The sequence below is a fragment of the Brenneria izadpanahii genome, assembly GCF_017569925.1.
Classification (GTDB): domain Bacteria; phylum Pseudomonadota; class Gammaproteobacteria; order Enterobacterales; family Enterobacteriaceae; genus Brenneria; species Brenneria izadpanahii.
Genome location: NZ_CP050854.1, coordinates 2,983,329 through 3,005,029, shown reverse-complemented (window position 1 = coordinate 3,005,029; position 21,701 = coordinate 2,983,329). Strand labels below are relative to the sequence as shown.

Annotated in this window: 18 protein-coding genes; 11 read left to right on the top strand and 7 right to left on the bottom strand. The window is 54.8% G+C overall.

What is annotated here, in order from left to right; all coding sequences use genetic code 11:
• The first annotated feature begins 19 nt into the window (after positions 1-19).
• From nagZ to HC231_RS13410, 4 genes are all read left to right on the top strand, one after another.
• Positions 20-1,048 carry a beta-N-acetylhexosaminidase gene (gene nagZ, locus HC231_RS13425; protein WP_208227133.1) on the top strand — a complete coding sequence of 343 codons (1,029 nt, stop codon included), beginning with the start codon at positions 20-22 and terminating at the stop codon, positions 1,046-1,048.
• A 52-nt stretch (positions 1,049-1,100) separates the two neighbouring features.
• Positions 1,101-1,643: an alpha/beta hydrolase YcfP gene (gene ycfP / locus HC231_RS13420; RefSeq protein ID WP_208227132.1), complete on the top strand. Its 543-nt coding sequence runs from the start codon at positions 1,101-1,103 to the stop codon at positions 1,641-1,643.
• Between the two features lie 292 nt (positions 1,644-1,935).
• Complete coding sequence (locus tag HC231_RS13415; protein WP_208227131.1) at positions 1,936-3,240, top strand: NAD(P)/FAD-dependent oxidoreductase; 1,305 nt, start codon at positions 1,936-1,938, stop codon at positions 3,238-3,240.
• 442 nt (positions 3,241-3,682) lie between these two features.
• Positions 3,683-4,222 (top strand): glycine zipper 2TM domain-containing protein, encoded by a 540-nt coding sequence (locus tag HC231_RS13410; protein ID WP_208227130.1) that lies wholly within the window; start codon positions 3,683-3,685, stop codon positions 4,220-4,222.
• Between the two features lie 169 nt (positions 4,223-4,391).
• Here the strand turns inward: HC231_RS13410 and HC231_RS13405 are convergent, their stop codons facing one another.
• From HC231_RS13405 to HC231_RS13390, 4 genes are all read right to left on the bottom strand, one after another.
• Positions 4,392-5,306, bottom strand: coding sequence for a glutamate/aspartate ABC transporter substrate-binding protein (locus tag HC231_RS13405; protein ID WP_208227129.1), 915 nt, complete (start codon positions 5,304-5,306; stop codon positions 4,392-4,394).
• A 404-nt stretch (positions 5,307-5,710) separates the two neighbouring features.
• Positions 5,711-7,063 (bottom strand): molecular chaperone, encoded by a 1,353-nt coding sequence (gene yegD / locus HC231_RS13400; protein WP_208227128.1) that lies wholly within the window; start codon positions 7,061-7,063, stop codon positions 5,711-5,713.
• Positions 7,064-7,206: 143 nt separating this feature from the next.
• Positions 7,207-7,695 (bottom strand): hypothetical protein, encoded by a 489-nt coding sequence (locus HC231_RS13395; protein WP_208227127.1) that lies wholly within the window; start codon positions 7,693-7,695, stop codon positions 7,207-7,209.
• Between the two features lie 81 nt (positions 7,696-7,776).
• A complete protein-coding gene (locus tag HC231_RS13390) occupies positions 7,777-9,225 on the bottom strand; it encodes an alkaline phosphatase (RefSeq protein WP_208227126.1) in 1,449 nt (482 codons plus the stop codon).
• Between the two features lie 161 nt (positions 9,226-9,386).
• Here HC231_RS13390 and HC231_RS13385 point away from each other — a divergent pair, with 161 nt between their 5' ends.
• Together HC231_RS13385 and HC231_RS13380 are read left to right on the top strand one after the other, a co-directional pair.
• Positions 9,387-9,539, top strand: coding sequence for a hypothetical protein (locus HC231_RS13385; protein ID WP_208227125.1), 153 nt, complete (start codon positions 9,387-9,389; stop codon positions 9,537-9,539).
• Between the two features lie 454 nt (positions 9,540-9,993).
• Positions 9,994-10,521, top strand: a complete 528-nt coding sequence (locus HC231_RS13380; protein WP_208227124.1) for a DUF2778 domain-containing protein — start codon at positions 9,994-9,996, stop codon at positions 10,519-10,521.
• A 311-nt stretch (positions 10,522-10,832) separates the two neighbouring features.
• On the opposite strand, the gene treA is transcribed toward HC231_RS13380, so the two are convergent.
• Both treA and mfd read right to left on the bottom strand, forming a co-directional pair.
• Positions 10,833-12,533, bottom strand: coding sequence for an alpha,alpha-trehalase TreA (treA, locus tag HC231_RS13375; RefSeq protein ID WP_208227123.1), 1,701 nt, complete (start codon positions 12,531-12,533; stop codon positions 10,833-10,835).
• Positions 12,534-12,790: 257 nt separating this feature from the next.
• Entirely contained in the window at positions 12,791-16,240 is a 3,450-nt protein-coding gene (gene mfd / locus HC231_RS13370) for a transcription-repair coupling factor (RefSeq protein WP_208227122.1), read from the bottom strand.
• A gap of 137 nt (positions 16,241-16,377) precedes the next feature.
• Between mfd and lolC the strand changes: the two genes are divergently transcribed.
• The 5 genes from lolC to cobB are packed head-to-tail and all read left to right on the top strand — an operon-like array spanning position 16,378 to position 21,328.
• Positions 16,378-17,580: a lipoprotein-releasing ABC transporter permease subunit LolC gene (lolC, locus tag HC231_RS13365; protein ID WP_208227121.1), complete on the top strand. Its 1,203-nt coding sequence runs from the start codon at positions 16,378-16,380 to the stop codon at positions 17,578-17,580.
• Positions 17,573-18,280, top strand: coding sequence for a lipoprotein-releasing ABC transporter ATP-binding protein LolD (gene lolD, locus HC231_RS13360; RefSeq protein ID WP_208227120.1), 708 nt, complete (start codon positions 17,573-17,575; stop codon positions 18,278-18,280). The genes lolC and lolD overlap by 8 nt, the downstream gene beginning before the upstream one ends.
• Positions 18,277-19,524, top strand: coding sequence for a lipoprotein-releasing ABC transporter permease subunit LolE (lolE, locus tag HC231_RS13355; RefSeq protein WP_208227119.1), 1,248 nt, complete (start codon positions 18,277-18,279; stop codon positions 19,522-19,524). Before lolD ends, lolE begins: the two co-directional genes overlap by 4 nt.
• A 50-nt stretch (positions 19,525-19,574) precedes the next feature.
• Positions 19,575-20,489 carry an N-acetylglucosamine kinase gene (gene nagK / locus HC231_RS13350; protein WP_208227118.1) on the top strand — a complete coding sequence of 305 codons (915 nt, stop codon included), beginning with the start codon at positions 19,575-19,577 and terminating at the stop codon, positions 20,487-20,489.
• An 11-nt stretch (positions 20,490-20,500) separates the two neighbouring features.
• Positions 20,501-21,328: a Sir2 family NAD+-dependent deacetylase gene (gene cobB / locus HC231_RS13345; protein WP_208227117.1), complete on the top strand. Its 828-nt coding sequence runs from the start codon at positions 20,501-20,503 to the stop codon at positions 21,326-21,328.
• 92 nt (positions 21,329-21,420) lie between these two features.
• Here cobB and HC231_RS13340 read toward each other — a convergent pair whose 3' ends face one another.
• A complete protein-coding gene (locus HC231_RS13340; protein ID WP_208227116.1) occupies positions 21,421-21,627 on the bottom strand; it encodes a hypothetical protein in 207 nt (68 codons plus the stop codon).
• Positions 21,628-21,701: the final 74 nt, after the last annotated feature.

Below are 21,701 nucleotides of genomic sequence, written 5' to 3'. Positions count from 1 at the left end.
AGTAATGAACGAGGTTTTTGTGGGCCCAGTAATGTTAGATGTCGCCGGCTACGAGCTGGATGCTGAAGATCGGGAAGTGTTGGCTCATCCGCTGGTCGGCGGCGTGATTTTATTTACCCGAAATTTCCATGATGCGCAGCAGCTGGCTGAACTGGTGCGCCAGATTCGCGCGGCGTCGCGTGAACGTTTGGTTGTGGCGGTCGATCAGGAAGGCGGACGGGTTCAGCGCTTCCGGGAGGGATTTACCCGCTTGCCGGCGGCGCAAGCTTTTGCCGCGTTGAATGCCGAAGCCGATGCCTGCCGACTGGCGCAGGAGGCCGGCTGGCTGATGGCGGCGGAAATGATCGCTATGGATATTGATATCAGTTTCGCGCCGGTGCTGGATATTGGTCACAAAAGCGCCGCGATTGGCGATCGCTCGTTTCACGCTCAGCCTGAGTCAGCGCTCGTGGTGGCTAAAAGTTTTATTACCGGGATGCATAGCGCGGGGATGAAAACGACGGGTAAACATTTCCCCGGCCACGGCGCCGTCAGCGCTGATTCCCATAAAGAGACGCCGATCGACCCCCGCCCGCTGGATGAAATCCGCGCGCATGATATGCTGATATTCAAAGCGCTTATCCAGCAACGGCTGTTGGATGCGATCATGCCGGCTCATGTGATCTATACTGACGCGGATCCTCGTCCAGCCAGCGGATCGCCGTTCTGGCTCAAACAGATACTGCGCCAGGAGTTGGGCTTTAACGGGGTCATCTTTTCCGATGACCTGTCGATGGAAGGGGCGGCGGTGATGGGGAGCTATCCTGAACGGGCGAAAGCCTCGCTAGACGCCGGATGCGACATGGTTCTGGCCTGCAATAACCGGGATGGTGCGATAAGCGTTTTGGATAATCTGTCCCCGGTCAAAGCGGAGCGGCTATCCAGCTTATATCATCAGGGTTCGTTCTCTCGTCGACAGTTGCTGGATTCGTCGCGTTGGAAGCAGGCGAACCAGGCGCTTACGGCGCTCAGCGATCGTTGGCAGGCATACAAGGACGAGGGGAAATAGGCCTTCCCGCTACGCCGCGCGCGGCGTAGCTAAAACAGCGGCGAGGATATAGATGATCATCTACTTACATGGGTTTGATTCGACCAGTCCCGGCAACCATGAGAAAGTGCTGCAGCTTGAGTTTATCGATGACGATGTCCGGCTGTTGAGCTATAGCACACGGCACCCGCGTCATGACATGCATCATCTGCTGAAACAGGTAGATAAAATGATTCAGCAGGTCGACGACGAGTGTCCGCTGATATGTGGCGTCGGGCTGGGCGGTTTCTGGGCGGAACGCATTGGTTTCTTGTGCGATATTCGGCAGGTGATTTTTAATCCCAACCTGTATCCGCAGGAAAACATGGTCGGTAAAATCGATCGTCCCGAAGAGTATCTGGACATCGCGACGAAATGCGTTGCCGATTTTCGTGAAAGAAACCGCGAGCGTTGCCTGGTGGTGCTATCCCGCGAAGATGAAATGCTGGATAGTCAGCGCAGCGCGCGGACGCTGGGTCACTATTATGAAATAGTCTGGGATGATGAACAGACGCACAAATTCAAAAGTATTTCGACCCACTTACAGCGCATCAAGGCATTTAAGACGCTGAAATAAATATCAATCTGTTATCTTCCGTTAGCCTTCGCGGTAAGACCGATTTGGTGACGGCGTCACTTTTAGCTGTTTGCCAATAGCGCCTAATTGACTGAAATAAAAAATAAATTTCAGCCTCTCAAACCATCGAAATGAAAATAAATTGATATATATCAATTTTGGTATGACCAAATGACCTGGCATGGTATTCTTGCCGCAGATATCGAGTCTGATTTACGCGAACCCTATGTTATATAAGGATATTATCGTTAACCCTTTATTAACTATCGGTTCACATTTTTAGGGGGTCATTTTGACATCACCAAGCAAAAAAATTGTTATTGTCGGTGGGGGAGCCGGTGGACTTGAACTGGCAACCAGTTTGGGTCACAAACTAGGTCGTAAGGGCAAAGCGGAGATTACGCTGGTGGATCGTAATCACAGCCATTTGTGGAAACCGCTGCTGCATGAAGTCGCAACCGGATCGCTGGATGACGATATGGATGCGTTGAGCTATCTGGCTCATGCCCGCAACCACTATTTCCAGTTCCAGTTGGGAATGCTGACGGATATCAACCGTGAAGAGCAGAATATCCAGTTGGCTGAAATCCGTGACGAGCAGGGTGAACTGCTGGTGGCGGCCCGTAAAATTTCTTATGACATTCTGGTTGTGGCGTTAGGCAGTACCTCCAATGATTTTGGTACGCCAGGGGTAAAAGATCACTGCATTTTCCTGGATAATCCGCAACAGGCGCGGCGCTTCCATAACGAAATGCTGAATCTGTTCCTGAAATTCACGGCCAATACGGAAGGAAAGGAACGGGTAAACATTGCCATCGTCGGCGGCGGCGCCACCGGGGTCGAATTGTCCGCGGAGCTGCATAATGCGGTGAAACAGCTACACAGCTATGGTTTTGATGGCCTGGATAAAAATACGTTGAACGTTACGCTGGTGGAAGCGGGCGAGCGCATCTTACCTGCGCTGCCGCCGCGTATTTCTGCCGCGGCGCACCAGGAACTGACCAATATTGGCGTCCGGGTTCTGACCAAAACCATGGTAACCAGCGCCGAAGCCGGCGGATTGAATACCAAGGACGGTGAGTTTATTGAGGCCGATCTGATGGTCTGGGCTGCCGGGATCAAAGCGCCGGACGCCATGAAAGATATCGCCGGCCTGGAGACCAACCGCATCAACCAACTGGTGGTGGAGCCTACGCTGCAGACGACCCGCGATGCCAATATTTTTGCTATCGGCGACTGCGCATCTTGCCCGCAGCAAGGGGGCGGTTTTGTTCCGCCGCGCGCGCAGGCCGCGCACCAGATGGCGTCACGCTGCCATGCCAATATCCTGGCGTTATTGAACGGACAACCGCTGAAGCCGTACGTCTATAAAGATCACGGCTCATTGGTTTCCTTGTCCAAATTCAGCACCGTCGGCAGCCTGATGGGTAACCTGATGCGTGGTTCGGTAATGGTGGAAGGGCGCATTGCCCGTTTCGTTTATATTTCGCTGTACCGCATGCACCAGATTGCATTGCACGGTTATGTGAAAACCGGCCTGATGATGCTGGTCGGCGGCATCAACCGGGTTATTCGTCCCCGCCTTAAACTGCATTAATATCGAGAGCCGGGTTGACCGGCTTTCTCCTCGGGATAGGGCGCGTAATCATTAGCCCTATCCTGTTTTTTTCTCTCCATACTCGATCTGAATGAATGGCGTCTGCGCAATACGGCGGTTTTATCTCACACTGCTAATTATTCACTATTCAGTATAAAATATCGCTCCGTTAGCGCTTCCCGTTAAGATAATTCTCAAACTATGTTTTTTTGTTATGAAAATAACATATTTGGTTAATTTGTCTGATTGCGGGAGCCATGAGCATTGTGCAGACTTCCTACTGTCTTATTGGCGGCACAGAGCGCCGCTCATCCTGAAGACAAATTATTCAGGATAAGCCTGCGGATTCATCGTGTGAGACGCGATGCGTAGTTAGGTCGCACCGTACTTATATACGGGGTCGCAGATGGGGAATGCGTGGAAATATATTGGGAGGTATCCTGTGAACAAATCAATGTTAGCGGGTATTGGTATTGGCGTAGCTGCTGCATTGGGTGTGGCTGCTGTGGCGAGTATGGATGTTTTCTCATCCAAACCGCAGTTTGCGCAGGTGGTTACGGCAACACCAATCAAAGAAACGATCAGAACTCCTCGCCAGGAGTGTCGTAATGTTAGCGTTACCCAGCGTCGTCCGGTTCAGGACGAACATAAAATAGCCGGATCGGTGTTAGGGGCGGTGGCCGGCGGCGTCTTGGGGCACCAGTTCGGCGGCGGCCGAGGTAAAGATGTCGCAACGGTGGCGGGCGCCTTGGCGGGCGGCTATGCCGGTAATAAAGTTCAAGGCAATATGCAGGAAAACGATACTTACACGACGACGCAGCAACGTTGTCAAACGGTATACGACAAATCGCAGAAAGTGCTGGGTTATGACGTCACCTATAAAATCGGCGACCAGCAGGGGAAAATTCGCATGGACCACGATCCAGGAACGCAGATTCCGGTAGATAAAAATGGTCAGCTGATCCTCAACCAGAAAACCTGATGCACATCGGCCGGAACGATTCTCTCCACGCTGCCCAATAGCGTAATCCCATGGGCAGCGCTCTTCCATCATCCGTAATGTCTGTCGTACTGGCGGTTGCCGCAATCTTCGCGCTCACCCGGCGGGGAGCGGCGCGATTGATGCCTGCCGCCTCCGCCGGGGGAAGCGATTACAGAATACGGTCGTTCGGCGCTTTGAACAGCGCCTTCATTTCGTCGGACATGGCAAAGTTCATGTTGATGTTTTTAGGCGGAATCGGTTGTGTGAACCAGCGTTGATACCATTTTTCCGCTTCGCCGCTGGTCTGGGCCTGGGCGATGGTATTATCCATCAGTTGTTTAAACGCGGGATCATTTTTGCGCAGCATACAGCCGTAGGCCTCATGAGATTGCGCGGTGCCAACGATATCCCACTGATCCGGTCTCTTCGCTTTGGCGCGCTCACCGGCCAGCAGCGGATCGTCCATATAGAATGCTACGGCGCGGCCGCTTTCCAGCGTGCGAAATGCGTCGCTATGGTCTTTGGCCGAAATGATGCGCATCTTCATGCTGTTTTTATCATTCAACTGATTGAGCAGAATTTCATTGGTGGTGCCGGAGGTAGTGACAACCGGTTTTCCCGCCAGATCCTGGAAATCGTTAATGCCGCCGCCTTTTTTGACCAGAAGCCGTCCGCCGACGATAAAGATCGAGTTGGAAAAGGCCACCTGTTGCTGACGTTCCGCATTGTTGGTGGTAGAGCCGCATTCAAAATCAATGGTGCCGTTTTGCAACAGGGGAATACGCGCCTGTGAGGTGATCGGAACCAGCTTGACCGCCAGATTGGGCATATTCAGCTGTTTTTTCACCGCGTCAACAATCGCATTCGAGTATTCCTGCGAATACCCGACGACGTTTTGATTGTTGTCATAGTAGGAGAAAGGGACGGAGGATTCACGATGTCCGACGACGATAACTCCGGCGTCTTTGATTTTTTTGAGCGTATCGGTCGGAACGGCTCCGTCGGCAGAGCTGGTATCCGCAGCATTGGCAGCATTGCAAGCGATCCCCATCAGCAGTAATGAGACCAGTGTTTGTTTTTTCATTGTGTACTCCGTTTTGGTATGAAGGCTGTGGCGAAGACGAATGAACGCCTGCGCCCAGCTCCGCGCCAGGCTGTAGACCGTGGCAAAAATAGCATTAGAAATTAATCTGTTCCGCTTGTCGTACTGTATTACGAAGCAATATTGGTGCCATGGGCGGACGGGTGCGTTAATAATAGTACGTGATGACGGGCGCCGGGCGAGGCGTAGATGATTATTTTTCCCGGCGGAGCGCCGCTTGGACAACGCGGCGGGAGCTAGCTGAAACCATAATATGCACCTTCAGAGTGCGTTATCCGTTCATGTTAAACCGGCCGCGTCTATTACCGGGCGACAGGGAGCGAATGAAGTCATCGGAGCAAGAGGGCCGATTATTCACTCCCATAATTGACTATCCGGCCGGCGCGTTAATCGCGGAATAAAACCTCAGCCCAGCGGGCCAGCCCCGCTGTGACCGAACCGAAGTCATTGCCGCTGGCGATGGGAATGTCCGGCAACAACTGCTCAATGGCATGACGCAATAGCGGCGAACGGGCGCTGCCGCCGGTTAGATAGATAACGTCCGGTTGGGTTTGGCTGGTCTTCAGCGCTTGTTCTATCTGCTGTTGAATGCGAATCAACGGCTGCGCTATTGCCGTATTTAACTCATCGTTGCTAATAGTCGTCGTTACGCCCGGCTCGACAAAGTGCAGATCGGCGGCGGCCAGTTCTGCATCGGACAGGGCGATTTTGCATGCTTCCGCCAGTTGCACCAGGCGATAACCCAGCCGCCGTCGCCAGACGGTAAGCAAGCGTTTTACCGCTTCCGGCTGCTGGGCGTCACGTATCATTTCATTGATCAAAGTACGGCATGCCGTGCTGTAAAAGTCTTTCTGCGCCGGGATATCGTTAATCGCCACCGCATTCCACCAGGGCTGACTGGGAAGCGTGATGCCCTTTTCCGTCATGCCGTTCATACCCAGCACCGGCATCAACTGCTTGAAGGCCAGAATGATATCCAGATCGTTACCGCCGACCCGGCAGCCGCTGTGTCCCAACAGACTTTGTTGCCGTTCACGTTGATGATGCCACTCCGGCCCCATCAACAGCATCGAGCAGTCGGTGGTTCCTCCGCCAATATCGACCACCAGCACGCGGGTTTCCCGGCTGAGCGAGGCTTCAAAGTCCAGGCCGGCGGCGACCGGTTCAAACTGAAATCTCACCTGTTGGAAGCCGGCGCGGTGTGCGGCGCGCTCCAGAATGCCCTGCGCCTGCTGGTTAGCCTCTTCTCCGCCAATACTCTGGAAGTTGATGGGGCGGCCGATAACGGCCTGTGAGATAGGCTGCGCGAGCTGCCGTTCGGCCTGTTGGCGAATATGCAGCATCATGGCGCAAACCAGATCCTCAAATAGCGCGATCTGCTGGGGCTGAAGACCGACGGCGCCGAGGAAAGACTTGGGAGACTTAACGAACCAGGTTTCTTCCGGGTCGTCCATATATTGCTGCAGCGCGGCGCGTCCGAATTTCACGCTGTCCGCCTGAACGCGGATATCCTCGTCACGGTTATAGTTGATGGCGCGGCGAAGCAATAACGCATTCTCCCCCATAGATTCGATCTGATGATGACGCCACAGCCACTCGCTAACGGCTTCGCGCACCGGGGCGCACAGCAGGGAGGATAAATACGGGGAAGCGTTTTCCAACGGTACGAGCTGCGGCGCGCCGGCATTCATCACCGCGACCGAGCAATTGGCCGTGCCATAGTCAAAACCTATAAACATCCTGAGTTTCCCATGCCATGAAAAAAGGGTGGGGACTTTACTGTGTTAATCACCGGGTTGTAAAGAGGAAAGGTTTTACAACCCGGTGATAATCGGGGTGAGGGCGAGAAGCGGTTCGGCGTGGGGAAGCGCGTTATCTGGATTTAGCGATCGACAATGGCGATCGATGGAATCGGCGGCAGCCCGGGCAGCTTCAATGTGACCTGAGCGACTTCGGCCGGCGGGGCGGTAAAAATACCCTGCCAGGAGCCGACTCTGGGGTTTTTCTTGCGGTCATAACTGAAATTCAGGCGCAGATCCCTGGGCGTTTTCTGTTTGCCGGCGGCGCTTAGCGGCCAGCGTTGCCCGTCCGCTTCGATATAGAATTGCGTGTCCAAATCGTTGGGAGTCAGGCCGCTGTAAATGATTTCACCGCCAAAAGTGTCGGCTGTGGTTTCAAACCGCAGTTCGATCTTCAATTCGCCGTCTTTACGGATTGCCCGCATCACCTGGGCTTCGGCATTGGCGCTGTTGGTCGGCGCCGTCGGACGTTCGGCTGCGTTGACGCTCAAGACGGGCAACAGCAACAGGCCGCATAACATGACGGCTTTCAGCCAGATGTGACGGATTGGCGTTAAAGATTGCATACTCATGAATAAACAGGATCTCTTGGTAAACGGGAATCAGCCAATGCCGCACGGAATCGATCTATCGCGTGCGGCATTGCTTAATGCTTAGTGGGTCTGCGTGGTATTAATGCCGAACGCGTTGGCTACCGTACGGAAAATATCCGTATTGTCGACATACTGCTGATTGTCTTCAGAGACATGATAAGCCGCCAGACCCGCGTCGTGTTTCGCCACCGAGGTCAGGAAGTCGGCGCCAGGGCCTTTGGCGAACACCGGCACCAGTTCGCGGGTGTGGGTATCGGTGTGCCAGCGCACCAGTGGCAGGGCTCCCGCGCCTTGATTGACGATGTCGGAAAACGCATCGTTATTGGAGTCCGGCCCCAGCAACAGACCGTTACCGTGGTCGGTGGTGACAATGACCAGCGTTTCATCCCAGGAGCTGTTTTCTTCCACCCACTCCGCTACCGCTTCAACCGCACGGTTAAAATCGATTTGCTCTTCGATCAGGCGGGGCAGGTTATTGGCATGGGCTGCCCAGTCCACCGCGCCGCCTTCCACCATCAGCATAAATCCGTTCGGGTTTTTGGCGACCAGATTCAACGCGCCTTTCGTCATGGTCGGCAGGTCAGGCTGGTTAGGCAGCAGGTTGCCCGCGGCAACGCCGTCGCGGTTGAATTGCAGCGTAGCGTTGTTTTGCACCGTTCCAATCAGTTTGGTTTTATTGCCCAAATCCAGCTTATTGTTGGCCAACGCCTCGAAATCGGCTTTGGTTTCGATATGTTTGTAGGCGGTTTTACCAGAAATGAGACGATCCCATTCTTCTTTACCGCCGACATAACGATAGGCTTTCTCATCCTTTGGCGTGATGGCTTTACCGTTTTCATCATAGGCGGGGTGCCCTGAACCCATTACCACCGTCGCCAGGCCGGACTCGATAATTTCTTTACCGATTGCGGCATAGTCATTGCGGCTGACATTGTGCGCCAGGAAACCCGCCGGTGTGGCATGGCTCCACTGTACGGAGGTAATAACGCCCAACGCTTTGCCATTTTCCACCGCGTACTCGCCAATGTGTTTCAGCTTCTTGTCATCATTGGACCAGTTGATCGCGTTGTTGTAGGTTTTATGGCCCGATGCCAGTGCGGTGGCTGCGGCGGCGCTGTCGGTGAAATCGGCGCGAAGGTAGTCGTAGCCGGAGAAGTAGCCGGGATAGTTCCCCAGGCTGCCTTCGAATATGGCGTCGGATTTGTCTTTAGTCCAGATTTTGGACGCTTCGAAAGTTACCGCGCCTTTTTCGGTATGGGTCGGGACATTAGATGTATTCAGAGGATGGGTGGAGGCGAACAGTTTGACGTCAAAATCATCATAGACTTCATGGCCTAATGCTCCGTGGCGATAATAACTGGCTGCGTGCCAGGTATTAATGCCCGCGCCGTCCGTGATAAGCAAAATGACGTTTTTTGCTTTGGCGGGGGTTACATCCTGCGCAATGGTTTGAGTGACCAGAGAAGTACTGAGCACAAACGTCAGCAGGGCAGTGGAACACATACGCATGGGATAATCCTTGTAGTAAATTGTTGCATTTAGATAAATCTTGGTCACCTTATCCTGCTTGGATGACTTTTTTTTGACGGAAATAAAACAGAAATATGACAGGAAGGCGAAGCGGATAGGCTCATGGGAAGCGGTTCCTTCCACATAGGGATAAGCCGCTAGTGTTTTTAAGGCGTTACGCCGCCAGCGTATGCCGGGTCATATTGGTTAACGAATATTGGATAAATTCGATGGGGCGCGGCCAGGCGCTTAAATCGGTGATGAGTTTCAGCCGTCTCGGCTCATCCTGGCGGTTGGCGAAGCAGCCCGATTAGATGCGTCGGGTCAATGCGGTTCTGTTGGCTGATGTAATAGAGATGACGTTTTCGCGTTTGAGCAATACGCGGTTTAACTCCACAATAAGCCATAATGCAGAATCGTTAATTATTTTCACATGTCATTCATTTTATTATTTAATTACGGCTTTTGGGGGCGGTATAGATAATTCTAGGTTATTCGTTTCACTAGAAGGAGATGCAGCAACTTTACCAAGTAGCCGTGCTACATGAGATGATATCTTCTCATGGCGCAGGTTAGTAGTGAGTAAACGGATAGATTGATTCGGCTGGCTAATTTATGCCTGAATCACCATCATCCAAATTATTAAATTTATAATAATGATGATGGATATCCATGATTGTTATATATTGATTTAGTATTAGTCAATATTGACAGCATTATTTAGTTCATTACCATAACCAAACTATTCACTACTGATTGGTTGAAAATATGGCAATACACGGAAAGTTTGAAGTCAATAACGCAGATTTTTCACCGCTAACACTGAATGGGGTAGGAACGTTCATGGCGTTTTCTGGCGACGGAGATTATCGTAATCGCGGTGGTTGTACTCTGATACCTGATGCCGGCCCCATCCCTGCTGGTATATATTGGATAGTTGATAGACCTACAGGCGGATTAAAATCGATGGCCTATTCAGCACTGAAAGATCTCTATAACACTGCGGTTAAGTTGAATCCCAGCAATCATTTCGAATGGTTTGCATTGTACCGTGACGATGGTCAGATTGATGATTACACGTGGGTAGACGGTGTCCGTCGTGGGAATTTTCGCTTGCATCCAGTAGGAGGCAGTAACTTATCATTAGGATGCATCACGCTACAAAGAAAAACAGATTTTACCACGTTGCGTAACGTCCTATTGAATACACAAAAAATACCTATAAACAATAGTACTAAATTGATGGCATATGGATCTATTGAGGTAATTACTCATGGCAAAACATGTGATGTATAAAATATGTAAAATAGCGATATTCATCGTCATATTTTTTCTTGCGGCATGGGCATTACCCTATCCAGATTTATCGGCGACGGAACAACAGCAAATACTTATAGAACTAGCAAGAAAAATAGGCGCTCATGATTATGAAATGGTTTATATAGTTGCACATACATGCATCAATTTGATAGTTACTGTAATCATCTATGCAGTAGTGATTAATATATTCAAGCTGTATAAACCCCGCCAATCATAAACCCATCAAGGATTACAACGACAACGCTGTAATCCTTTTTTACTCCATAGCACGGATCTGATGAACCGGGTTACCGCGCGGCGGCGGGTTCGGCATCGCGCTGACAGGCCGGCACAGCGGCGCAGTAGCGATCCATTAGCTTCAGCGTGACTCCGTTGGTCCAGCCGAAGCCGTCTTGCAGCGCATATTCGCCGCCGCCTCCGCCGCTGCCGAACCCTGCGCCTTCCACCACATATTTCTCCACCAGCTTATGCTTGGCGTCATACAACTGTTGCACATTGGCCAGGAAGCGGGTGCCGATGGCCTGCGCCAGCGCCTCCTGACCGTAGCGATTGAAGCCCTCGACCGCGACCCATTGCAGCGGCGCCCAACCGTTCGGCGCATCCCACTGCTGGCCGGTATTGACGGTGGTGGTGGTTAACCCGCCTTCTTTCAGCAACCGATCGCGCACCGCTTCGCCGGTGGCTGCAGCGCGATCGCGCGGCGCGATGCCGACATACAGTGGAAATACCGCAGCGGCGGTGATCGGCTGCGTTATCGCCTTGCTACGCCAGTCATAGTCGCTATAGTAGCCGCCCTGTTGATTCCACAGATAGCGATTGACGGCCTGCTTGCGCTCATCGGCGACACGCAGGAAGTACGCCGCTTCCGTTTGATTGCCGGCGGCTTTGGCGCCGTGCGCCAGCGTCATCTCCAGATGAAACAATAACGAATTCAGGTCCACCGGAATAATGTCGGTGGTGCGGATGGTGGACAGATCTTGGGGATCGCGCAGCCAGCGCGAACTGAAGTCCCAGCCCGAGGCGGCGCCGGCGCGTAGATCGCGGTATACTTCGGCGGCAGGGCGATCGCTCGCCTGAGCGGCGGTCGTTATGTCTTCCAAATAGGATTCGGTCCGCGGCGTATCGCGTTCATCCCAGTAGCGGTTCAGCACGCTGCCGTCGTCAAGACGCACCACGCGATCGCTGGCTTGTCCGGCCGTCAGACCCACGCTGCCGCGCATCCAGTAGTGGTACTCTTTTTTCAACTGCGGCAGATAGCGCGCATAGGTGTTGTCTCCTTGATGCTGCGCCAGCAGTTCCACCATAAACGAGAAGAAGGGCGGCTGCGAACGACTGAGATAGTAGGTGCGGTTGCCGTTGGGAATATGGCCGTAGCGGTCAATTTCGTAAGCGAAATTTTCGGTCATATTCTGCACCAGTTCCCAGTTGTCGCTTTCCGCCAGACCCAGCATGGTGAAATAGCTGTCCCAATAGTAAATCTCGCGAAAACGTCCGCCGGGCACCACGTAGCTATGGGGCAGCGGCAGCAGCGAGTCGTAGGCTTTCACCTGCCGGGTGGTGCGCGTCAGTACGCGCCACAGGCCGTCAATATGCTGGCGCAACGTCTGCCCCGAAGGGGGAACGTAGGCCTCGCCTTCTTGCGGCAGGGTAAAATGGCTCGCGACAAAATGCGGTAAATCGAAGCCGGGCGACGATTTCTGCCGCGTATAGGCCGCGAGGATGGCGGCCGGATCCTGGTTCGGCACGGCGTCGGCAAAGGTTTTTTGATCGGGGAACAGTCTGGCTCGTTGCACGTCGTTGAACAGCGGCCCCAGCAACACATCGGGCGGCTGAGGGGCCGAGATAGCAGAAACGGGTTGGGCGATGGCCGCCGGTTGCTCGGGCGCCGGCGTAGCGGCGGCGAGCGAGGGAACGGGAATGCCGAGGCTGAGCACCAGAGCAAGGGGGGAAAGGGAGGCTTTTATTCCATCCAGGGAAGCGGAAAACATGCTAAAATCTCCTTATGTAAGGCCGGTAAAGCCCGAGCGTTGCCGCTAAGACGGAACAATGCAATCGGCGACCCGGACTGACCGCGCAATGGAAATGACTGAGTGAATAAGCGTAGTCCTTCAGCGGCGGCGCTTGCCGCTGGAGGTGGTAAAAGTGAGGCGCAGCTCAAATTTTTCGCGGATAGGGAACGGCGGGACGGCCTATCTGATTGTTGGCATTGGGCGGCCGCGCCCAATGCCAAAGGGAACGCGGAGCGTTACGCCGCCAGCGTATGCCGGGCCATATTGGTTAACAACGATTGGATAAATTCGATGCGTTGCGGCCGGGCGCTTAAATCGGTGATGAATTTCAGCCGCGTCGGCCCATCCAGGCGATAAGTGCCGGGATTTTGCTGAAGCAGCCCGATCAGATGCGTCGGATCAACGCGGTTCTGTTCGCTGAATTCGATAAAACCGCCTTTTTCATGGCCTTCTATCCGTTTGATCCCCAGCGCTTGCGCCTGCTGACGCAGCGCCGCCACCTGCAACAAATGCCGCGCGGCATCCGGCAGCAGGCCGAAACGATCGATAAGCTCGACTTTAAGCTCCTCCAACTCGTTTGGTTGCTTCGCGCTGGCGATGCGTTTATAGAAAGACAGCCGGGTATTCACGTCGGGGATATAGTCATCGGGCAATAACGCCGGTAGCCGCAGTTCAACCTCCGTCTGGCTGCTGATCAGGTCTTCCAGCGACGGTTCGCGCCCGGCTTTCAGCGCGTCGACGGCGCTTTCCAGCAACTCCATATACAGCGAGAAGCCGACGGTGGCCATTTGTCCGCTTTGATCTTCTCCCAGTAGTTCGCCTGCGCCGCGAATTTCCAGGTCATGGGTGGCAAGCGCAAAGCCGGCGCCTAAATCCTCCAGCGAGGCGATGGCTTCCAGCCGTTTATGCGCGTCGCCGCTCATCGCTTTGGGGTTCGGCGTAAGCAGATAGGCATAGGCCTGATGATGCGAACGTCCGACGCGGCCGCGCAACTGGTGCAACTGCGCCAGGCCGAAGTGATCGGCCCGTTCAATAATGATGGTATTGGCGCTGGGAATATCGATTCCGGTTTCAATGATGGTGGTGCAGACCAGCACGTTGAAACGCTGGTGATGGAAGTCATTCATCACCCGCTCCAACTCGCGCTCGCGCATCTGGCCGTGGCCGATGGTAATCCGCGCCTCCGGCACCAGTTCGGACAGCCGCCGGGTGGCTTTCTCAATGTTTTCCACGTCATTGTAGAGATAGTAAACCTGACCGCCGCGCAGAATTTCGCGCAGAATGGCTTCGCGCACCACCAACTCGTCATACTCCCGCACAAAAGTTTTCACCGCCAGACGGCGGGCGGGCGGAGTGGCGATAATCGACAGATCGCGCATGCCGCTCATCGCCATGTTTAAGGTGCGCGGGATCGGCGTGGCGGTCAGCGTGAGGATATCCACGTTGGCGCGCATTGCTTTAATCCGTTCTTTATGACGCACGCCGAAGCGGTGCTCTTCGTCTACAATCAGCAGCCCCAGATCGCGCCAGTGCACGTCATTCTGCAACAGCTTATGCGTGCCGATAAGAATATCGACTTTGCCTTCCCGCGTTTCATCCAAAATCTGCGTTTGTTCGCGCGCGCTGCGGAACCGGGAGATCATTTCAATTTTTATCGGCCAGTTGGCAAAACGATCGCGGAAATTGTCGTAGTGCTGTTGGGCCAGCAGGGTAGTGGGGACCAATACCGCCACCTGTTTATGATTTTCCACCGCGAGGAACGCGGCGCGCATGGCGACTTCGGTTTTCCCGAAGCCGACGTCGCCGCACACCAGGCGATCCATCGCCAGCGGCTGACACATATCGCTCAGTACGGCGTTAATCGCCTGAGCCTGATCGGGCGTGGTTTCAAACGGAAAACTTTCGCAGAAATGCTGATACTGTTCTTTATCATGCTTGAAGGCGAAACCGCTTTTCGCGGCGCGCTGGGCGTAAACGTCCAGTAGCTCCGCCGCCACATCGCGTACTTTCTCAGCGGCTTTTTGCCGGGCGCGCGACCAGGCGTCGCCGCCCAGTTTGTGCAACGGCGCGCTTTCGTCGGCGCCGCCGGCGTAACGGCTGATGAGATGCAGAGATGAAACCGGCACGTAAAGTTTATCTTCCCCGGCGTAGGTCAGAATCAGGTATTCGGCTTTAATGCCGCCCGCTTCCAGGGTGGTTAAGCCGGCATAGCGGCCGACGCCGTGTTCCAAATGCACCACCGGTTGACCCGGACGAAGTTCCGCCAGGTTGCGAATCAGCGTATCGGCGTTAATCGCGCGCCGGTTATCCTGCCGCCGCCGATTGACGCGCTCGCCCAATAGGTCGCTTTCGCAAATCAGAGCCCGCTGGCTAATCGTATCGATAAAACCGTGCTCGCTGGCGCCGATCATCAGATAGGCGCCGCGTTTTTGCGCCTGCTCCAGGCTATTAATCGGCGTAGGCTTCAATTTTATGCGGGCCAGCAGCTCTTGCAGCGTTTCGCGCCGGCCTTCGCTTTCGACGGAGAAAATGACCTGGCCGTCAAACTGTTCGACAAAGCGGCGCAGAGGGTCCAACGGCGCTTTTTGCTGATGCTGGATGGCCAGGTCGGGCAGCGGCTGGTAACCCAGATTTTCGTTAGCGGCTTTTTTCGGCAGCGTGTCGGTGCGCAGTTGAATGCGCGGCCATTTTTTCAATTCGGAGAACAGGTTGTCGACGCGCAGCCATAACGACTCCGGCGGCAACAGCGGGCGCATCGGGTCGACCCGGCGGCTCTCGAAGCGTTGCTGAATATCCAGCCAGAAACGCTCCGCGCCCTGTTCGATATCGCCGGTATTCACCACCAGCGTATGGTCGGGAAAGTAGCTGAACAGCGGCGGCAGCGGTTGATTAAAAAACAGTGGTTGCCAGTATTCAATTCCCGCAGGCCAGGCGCTTTTACTCACCTGCTGATAGATATGTTCGGCGTCCCGGCGAACTTCAAACTGTTCGCGCCACTGACTGCGGAACAGTTCGATCGCGTTTTTATCCGTTGGGAATTCATGCGCGGGCAGCAGATTGACGAGCGGCACTTCGTTTAGCGTCCGCTGCGTGTCCACATCAAAAAGCCGCAGGCTGTCGATTTCATCATCAAAAAAATCGATGCGGTAGGGTTCGTCGCTCCCCATCGGGAACAGATCCAGCAGCGCGCCGCGGGTGGCGAATTCCCCGTGTTCCATCACCTGATCGACGCTGCGATAACCGGCCTGCTCCAGTTGGGTTCGCAGTTTATCACGCGACAGCCGCTGGCCTTTTTTCAGCATCAAGGCATGACCGTGCAAAAAATTGTGCGGACATACCCGCTGCATCAGCGTGTTGACCGGCAGGATCAGCACGCCGCGTTCCATTAACGGTAACTGGTACAGCGTGGCGAGCCGGGTGGAAATAATTTCCTGATGAGGAGAAAAGCTGTCGTAAGGCAGCGTTTCCCAGTCAGGCAAAGTCGTGACGGGTTGTTCCGTAAATTGCCGAATTTCATCGTGCAGACGTAAAGCATTTTGCATATCGGGGGCGATAAGAATGACCAGTCCGGCATGGCGATCGATAATTTCCGCACATTCCACGGCGCAGGCCGCGCCGGTCAGTTGTCCCAGCAGGCGTTGCTCGCCCGGTTTAAGCGGCAACGAATAACGGTATTTTTCAGGCATAATCTGATTATCAGGTCTCGACCCCGGTATCCGCTAAGAAAAAGCCGGAGAGTGAGGGTGTTAGGGTTCCATAAAGCGGTACTACCCTTTATTATCCTTGAACACTTTGCTTTGGCAACCTCATCCAGACGGATTTCATGTATCAACCTGTCGCATTATTCATCGGTTTGCGCTATATGCGCGGCCGAGCATCTGACCGCTTCGGGCGGTTTGTCTCGTGGTTATCCGCGATTGGCATCACGCTTGGCGTGATGGCGCTGGTAACCGTACTGTCGGTTATGAATGGTTTTGAGCGTGAACTGGAAGGCAATATCCTGGGGCTGATGCCGCAGGCGTTGATTACCACGGAACAGGGATCGCTCAATCCGCAAACTCATCCCGCGTCGTCGCTGGGATCATTACAGGGCGTTAATCGCGCGGCGCCGTTAACCACCGGCGAAGTGGTGCTGCAAAGCGCCCGTAGCGTCGCCGTGGGCGTTATGCTGGGGATTAACCCGGATGAACCGGAACCGCTGGCGCGCTATTTGGTAAACGTATCGCAGCAGCAGCTCCAGCCGGGGCAATACCGGGTTATTCTCGGCGGACAACTGGCTTCTCAACTGGGCGTCAAACCCGGCGAACAGTTGCGCCTGATGGTGCCCAGCGCCAGCCAGCTTACGCCGATGGGACGTATTCCCAGCCAGCGTATTTTTACCGTCGTCGGGACATTCTCCGCCAACAGCGAGGTGGATGGCTACCAGCTATTGGTTAATCAGCAGGACGCCTCACGGCTGATGCGCTATCCGGCCGGCAATATTACCGGCTGGCGTTTGTGGCTCGATCGACCGCTGACGGTGGATGCGCTGAGCGGCCAGACGTTGCCGGAAGGACTGGTCTGGAAGGATTGGCGTGAGCGCAAGGGCGAACTATTTCAGGCGGTGCGGATGGAAAAAAATATGATGGGGCTGCTGCTGAGCCTGATCATCGCCGTCGCCGCCTTCAATATTATTACGTCACTGGGATTGCTGGTGATGGAAAAACAGGGCGAGGTCGCCATTCTACAAACGCAGGGGCTGACCCAACGTCAGATTATGACGGTGTTTATGGTGCAGGGCGGAGGGGCCGGGATTATCGGCGCATTATTAGGCGCGCTTCTGGGGGCGCTGTTGGCCAGCCAGTTGAATACGCTGATGCCGATGTTGGGGTTATTGATAGATGACGCCGCATTGCCGGTGGTGATAGAACCGCTGCAGGTCGTCACCATCGCTGTCGTCGCGATGGCGATTGCCCTCTTATCCACGTTGTACCCGTCATGGCGCGCCGCCGCCGTTCAACCTGCCGAGGCTTTACGTTATGAATGAGTTACTGTTGTTGCAGTGCAATAACCTGTGCAAGCGTTATCAGGAAGGAAAATTGTCGACGGATGTCCTGCGCAACGTCTCTTTTGAGATGCGCAGCGGGGAAATGATGGCGATCGTCGGGAGTTCCGGATCGGGTAAAAGCACCTTATTGCATTTATTAGGCGGCCTGGACACGCCGACCTCCGGCGACGTGATTTTCAAAGGCCAGCAGATGAGCCGGCTCTCCGCGGCGGATAAGTCCGCGTTGCGTAACCGTGAACTGGGTTTTATTTACCAATTTCACCATCTGCTGCCGGATTTTACCGCGTTGGAAAATGTGGCCATGCCGTTGCTGATTGGCCGCGTCCCGGCCTCGAAGGCGCAGGAAAAAGCACGGGAAATGCTGGCGGCCGTCGGGCTGGAAACGCGCAGCCAGCACCGATCGTCGGAACTTTCCGGCGGCGAGCGTCAGCGCGTCGCCATCGCCAGAGCGCTGGTGAACAATCCGTCGCTGGTGTTGGCGGACGAACCGACCGGGAATCTGGATCAGCGCACCGCGGATACCATTTTTGAACTGCTGGGCGAACTGAACGTCCGGCAGGGCACGGCGTTTCTGGTGGTTACCCATGATTTGCAACTGGCCGGACGCCTGAGCCGCCAGTTGGAAATGCGTGACGGTCAGTTGCAACAGGAACTGACGCTAATGGGAGTGCCGCAATGAGATTTCCTCCGCTCTCCCTGCTGATTGGGCTGCGCTTTAGCCGCGGCCGTCGGCGCGGCGGCATGGTTTCACTGATTTCGATTATCTCGACGGTGGGTATCGCATTGGGCGTCGCGGTGTTGATCGTCGGCTTAAGCGCGATGAACGGTTTTGAGCGCGAATTGAACAACCGGATCCTCGCGGTGGTTCCCCACGGCGAAATAGAACCGGTTAATCAACCCTTTGACGGCTGGCGGTCGATTTTGCCGAAAGTCGAGACGGTGCCGGGCGTCACGGCGGCGGCTCCCTATATTAACTTTACCGGGCTGCTGGAAAACGGCGCCAATTTGCGAGCTATTCAGGTAAAAGGCGTCGACCCGCAACAAGAGAGCCGGCTCAGCGCGCTGCCGCGGTTTGTGCAGAATGACGCCTGGAAAAATTTTCGCGCCGGCGAGCAGCAGGTTATTATTGGTCAGGGCGTGGCGAAAGCGCTGAATGTGAATGATGGGGATTGGGTAACGGTGATGATCCCCAATAGCGACCCGCAGATGAAACTGATGCAGCCGAAACGCATCCGGCTGCATATCAGCGGTATTTTGCAGCTCAGCGGCCAACTCGATCACAGCCTGGCGCTGGTGCCGCTGGCCGATGCGCAGCAGTATCTGGATATGGGCGACAGCGTAACCGGAATTGCGATTAAAGCCTCCGACGTATTTAGCGCCAATAAGCTGGTGCGCGATGCGGGCGAGGTCACCAACGCCTACGTGTATATTCGCAGTTGGATCGGCACCTATGGCTATATGTATCGCGATATCCAGATGGTGCGCGCCATTATGTATCTGGCGATGATCCTGGTGATCGGCGTCGCCTGCTTTAATATCGTCTCCACGCTGGTGATGGCGGTGAAAGATAAAAGCGGCGATATCGCGGTGCTACGAACGCTGGGCGCCAGCGACGGGCTGATCCGCGCCATCTTTGTCTGGTACGGCCTGCTTGCCGGGTTATTGGGCAGCGTGTTCGGCGTAATAGCGGGCGTGATCGCGACATTGCAGTTGACCAATATCATTCGCGGCATTGAATCGATAACCGGTCATCGTTTTTTATCGGGCGATATTTATTTTATTGATTTTCTGCCATCGGAGTTGCATGCGATCGATGTCATCAGCGTACTAGCGACGGCGCTGTTGCTGAGTTTGATCGCCAGCTGGTATCCGGCGCGCCGCGCCAGCCGGATTGACCCTGCGCGTGTATTAAGCGGGCAGTAACCTTTTATACCGCACTGCCGTGTGGGGCATTATTCACTAAGGGGCAGGTCATGTATTACGGTTTTGACATGGGCGGCACGAAAATCGAGCTGGGCGTATTTGATGCCGATTTGAACAAGGTCTGGCAGAAGCGGGTTCCTACGCCCCGCAATAGCTATGAAGCATTGCTGAATACGCTGGTCGATCTGACCAAAGAGGCGGATGCGCAGACAGGGACGGAAGGTAAAATCGGCATCGGCGTGCCGGGCATGCAGACCGGCAGCAACGGCGCGCTGTTTACGGCGAATTTACCGGCGACCATGGGGCGGCCGCTGGCCCAGGATCTGGGGCAGCTATTGCAGCGGGAGATCCGCATCAATAATGACGCCAACTGTTTTGTCCTGTCTGAAGCCTGGGATGCGGAATTCCGTTGTTATCCGGTGGTGATGGGGATGATTCTAGGCACCGGCGTGGGCGGCGGGCTGGTTATCAATGGCCGCCCGGTCGACGGGCGCAACGGCATGACGGGGGAGATCGGCCACTTCCGTCTGCCCGCCGACGCGCTGGCGATCCTGGGGGAAGATATTCCGCTGGTAAAATGCGGCTGCGGACAGATCGGCTGCATTGAAAACTATATTTCAGGGCGCGGATTTGAGTGGCTGTACGCGCATTTTTATCAACAAACGCTGCCGGCCGTCACGATCATCCGGCACTATCGCGCCGGCGACGCCAATGCGCTTGCGTTTGTCGATCTCTTTATGGATTTGCTGGCCGCCTGTCTGGGCAACCTGCTAACCCTCATCGATCCCCACCTGCTGGTGCTGGGCGGCGGATTATCGAATTTTGATGAAATTTATCAAATACTACCTACGCGTTTACCCCCGCGATTATTGCCGATCGCCAAATTGCCGCGCATAGTCAAGGCGCGTTATGGCGATGCCGGCGGCATTCGCGGAGCGGCTTTGCTACACTTAATGGACCAATAGCAGGAGCAGATATGCATTCGCATCAACGGTTAGGACGTTTTCATAAAGGGAAACGAATGCGTCAGCAGCGTCTGCGAGCACGTATTTTCCACCGAGATTATCTGGCGGTAACAGAAGTGAAAAAACCACGAGTTGTTGTTTTAACCGGGGCGGGCGTTTCCGCGGAGTCAGGCATTCGAACCTTTCGCGCGGCAGACGGCCTGTGGGAAGAGCACCGGGTTGAGGATGTCGCGACCCCTGAGGGTTTCCAGCGCGATCCTGAACTGGTGCAGGCGTTCTATAATGCGCGCCGCCGCCAGTTGCAGCAGCCGGAAATCAAGCCCAATGCGGCTCACCTGGCGCTGGCGAGTTTGGAGGAGTCGCTGGGGGACAATTTTTTACTCGTCACGCAAAATATCGATAACCTGCATGAACGCGCCGGCAGCCGGCGCATTGTACATATGCACGGCGAGTTGCTGAAAGCGCGTTGCTGCCGAAGCGGGCAAGTCGTTGACTGGACGGGCGATCTCTCCGTCGACGATCGTTGCCACTGTTGCCAGTTTCCAGCGCCTTTACGTCCGCATATCGTGTGGTTTGGCGAAATGCCGCTGGAAATGGATAAAATTTATCAAGCGCTGTCGCAGGCGGACTATTTTATTGCTATCGGCACGTCCGGGCATGTCTATCCCGCCGCCGGTTTTGTGCAGGAAGCCCGCGCGCACGGCGCCTACACGGTTGAGCTCAACCTTGAACCCAGCCAGGTGGAGAGCCTGTTTGACGAAAAAAACTACGGTCCGGCCAGCGTTGTCGTGCCTAAATTTGTCAGTGGCTGTCTGGCCCACCGCAAGAGCGGCGAATAGTAAAAACGATTATTCCGGTGCGCGCGGGATCCGTTTCGTCGGTTTGGGGACGATCCCCGCGCCGGCGAAGAGCCGGCTCTTCGCGTCAGCGGTCAGCGGCGCTGTTCGCTCTCTGTTTTTTCTTTTCGCTGCGGCGCGCTAAGTTCGCATTCGTTGACCTGATCGAAAGCAAACGTCGCCGAGTGATTAAAGAAACAGAACTCGCTCTCATGGCAGCGGCAAGTCGCCGTCGTCTGGGGCGCGGAGCGTGGGGGGCATGGATTATCTCTGCGCATCATGCGACGCAAGAAAGTCAGCATACCGTTATCCTCATGTAAGCATGGGGGAGGCGTATCGCCAGACGAAGCTAATGAGAGATATTCTCATATGACTA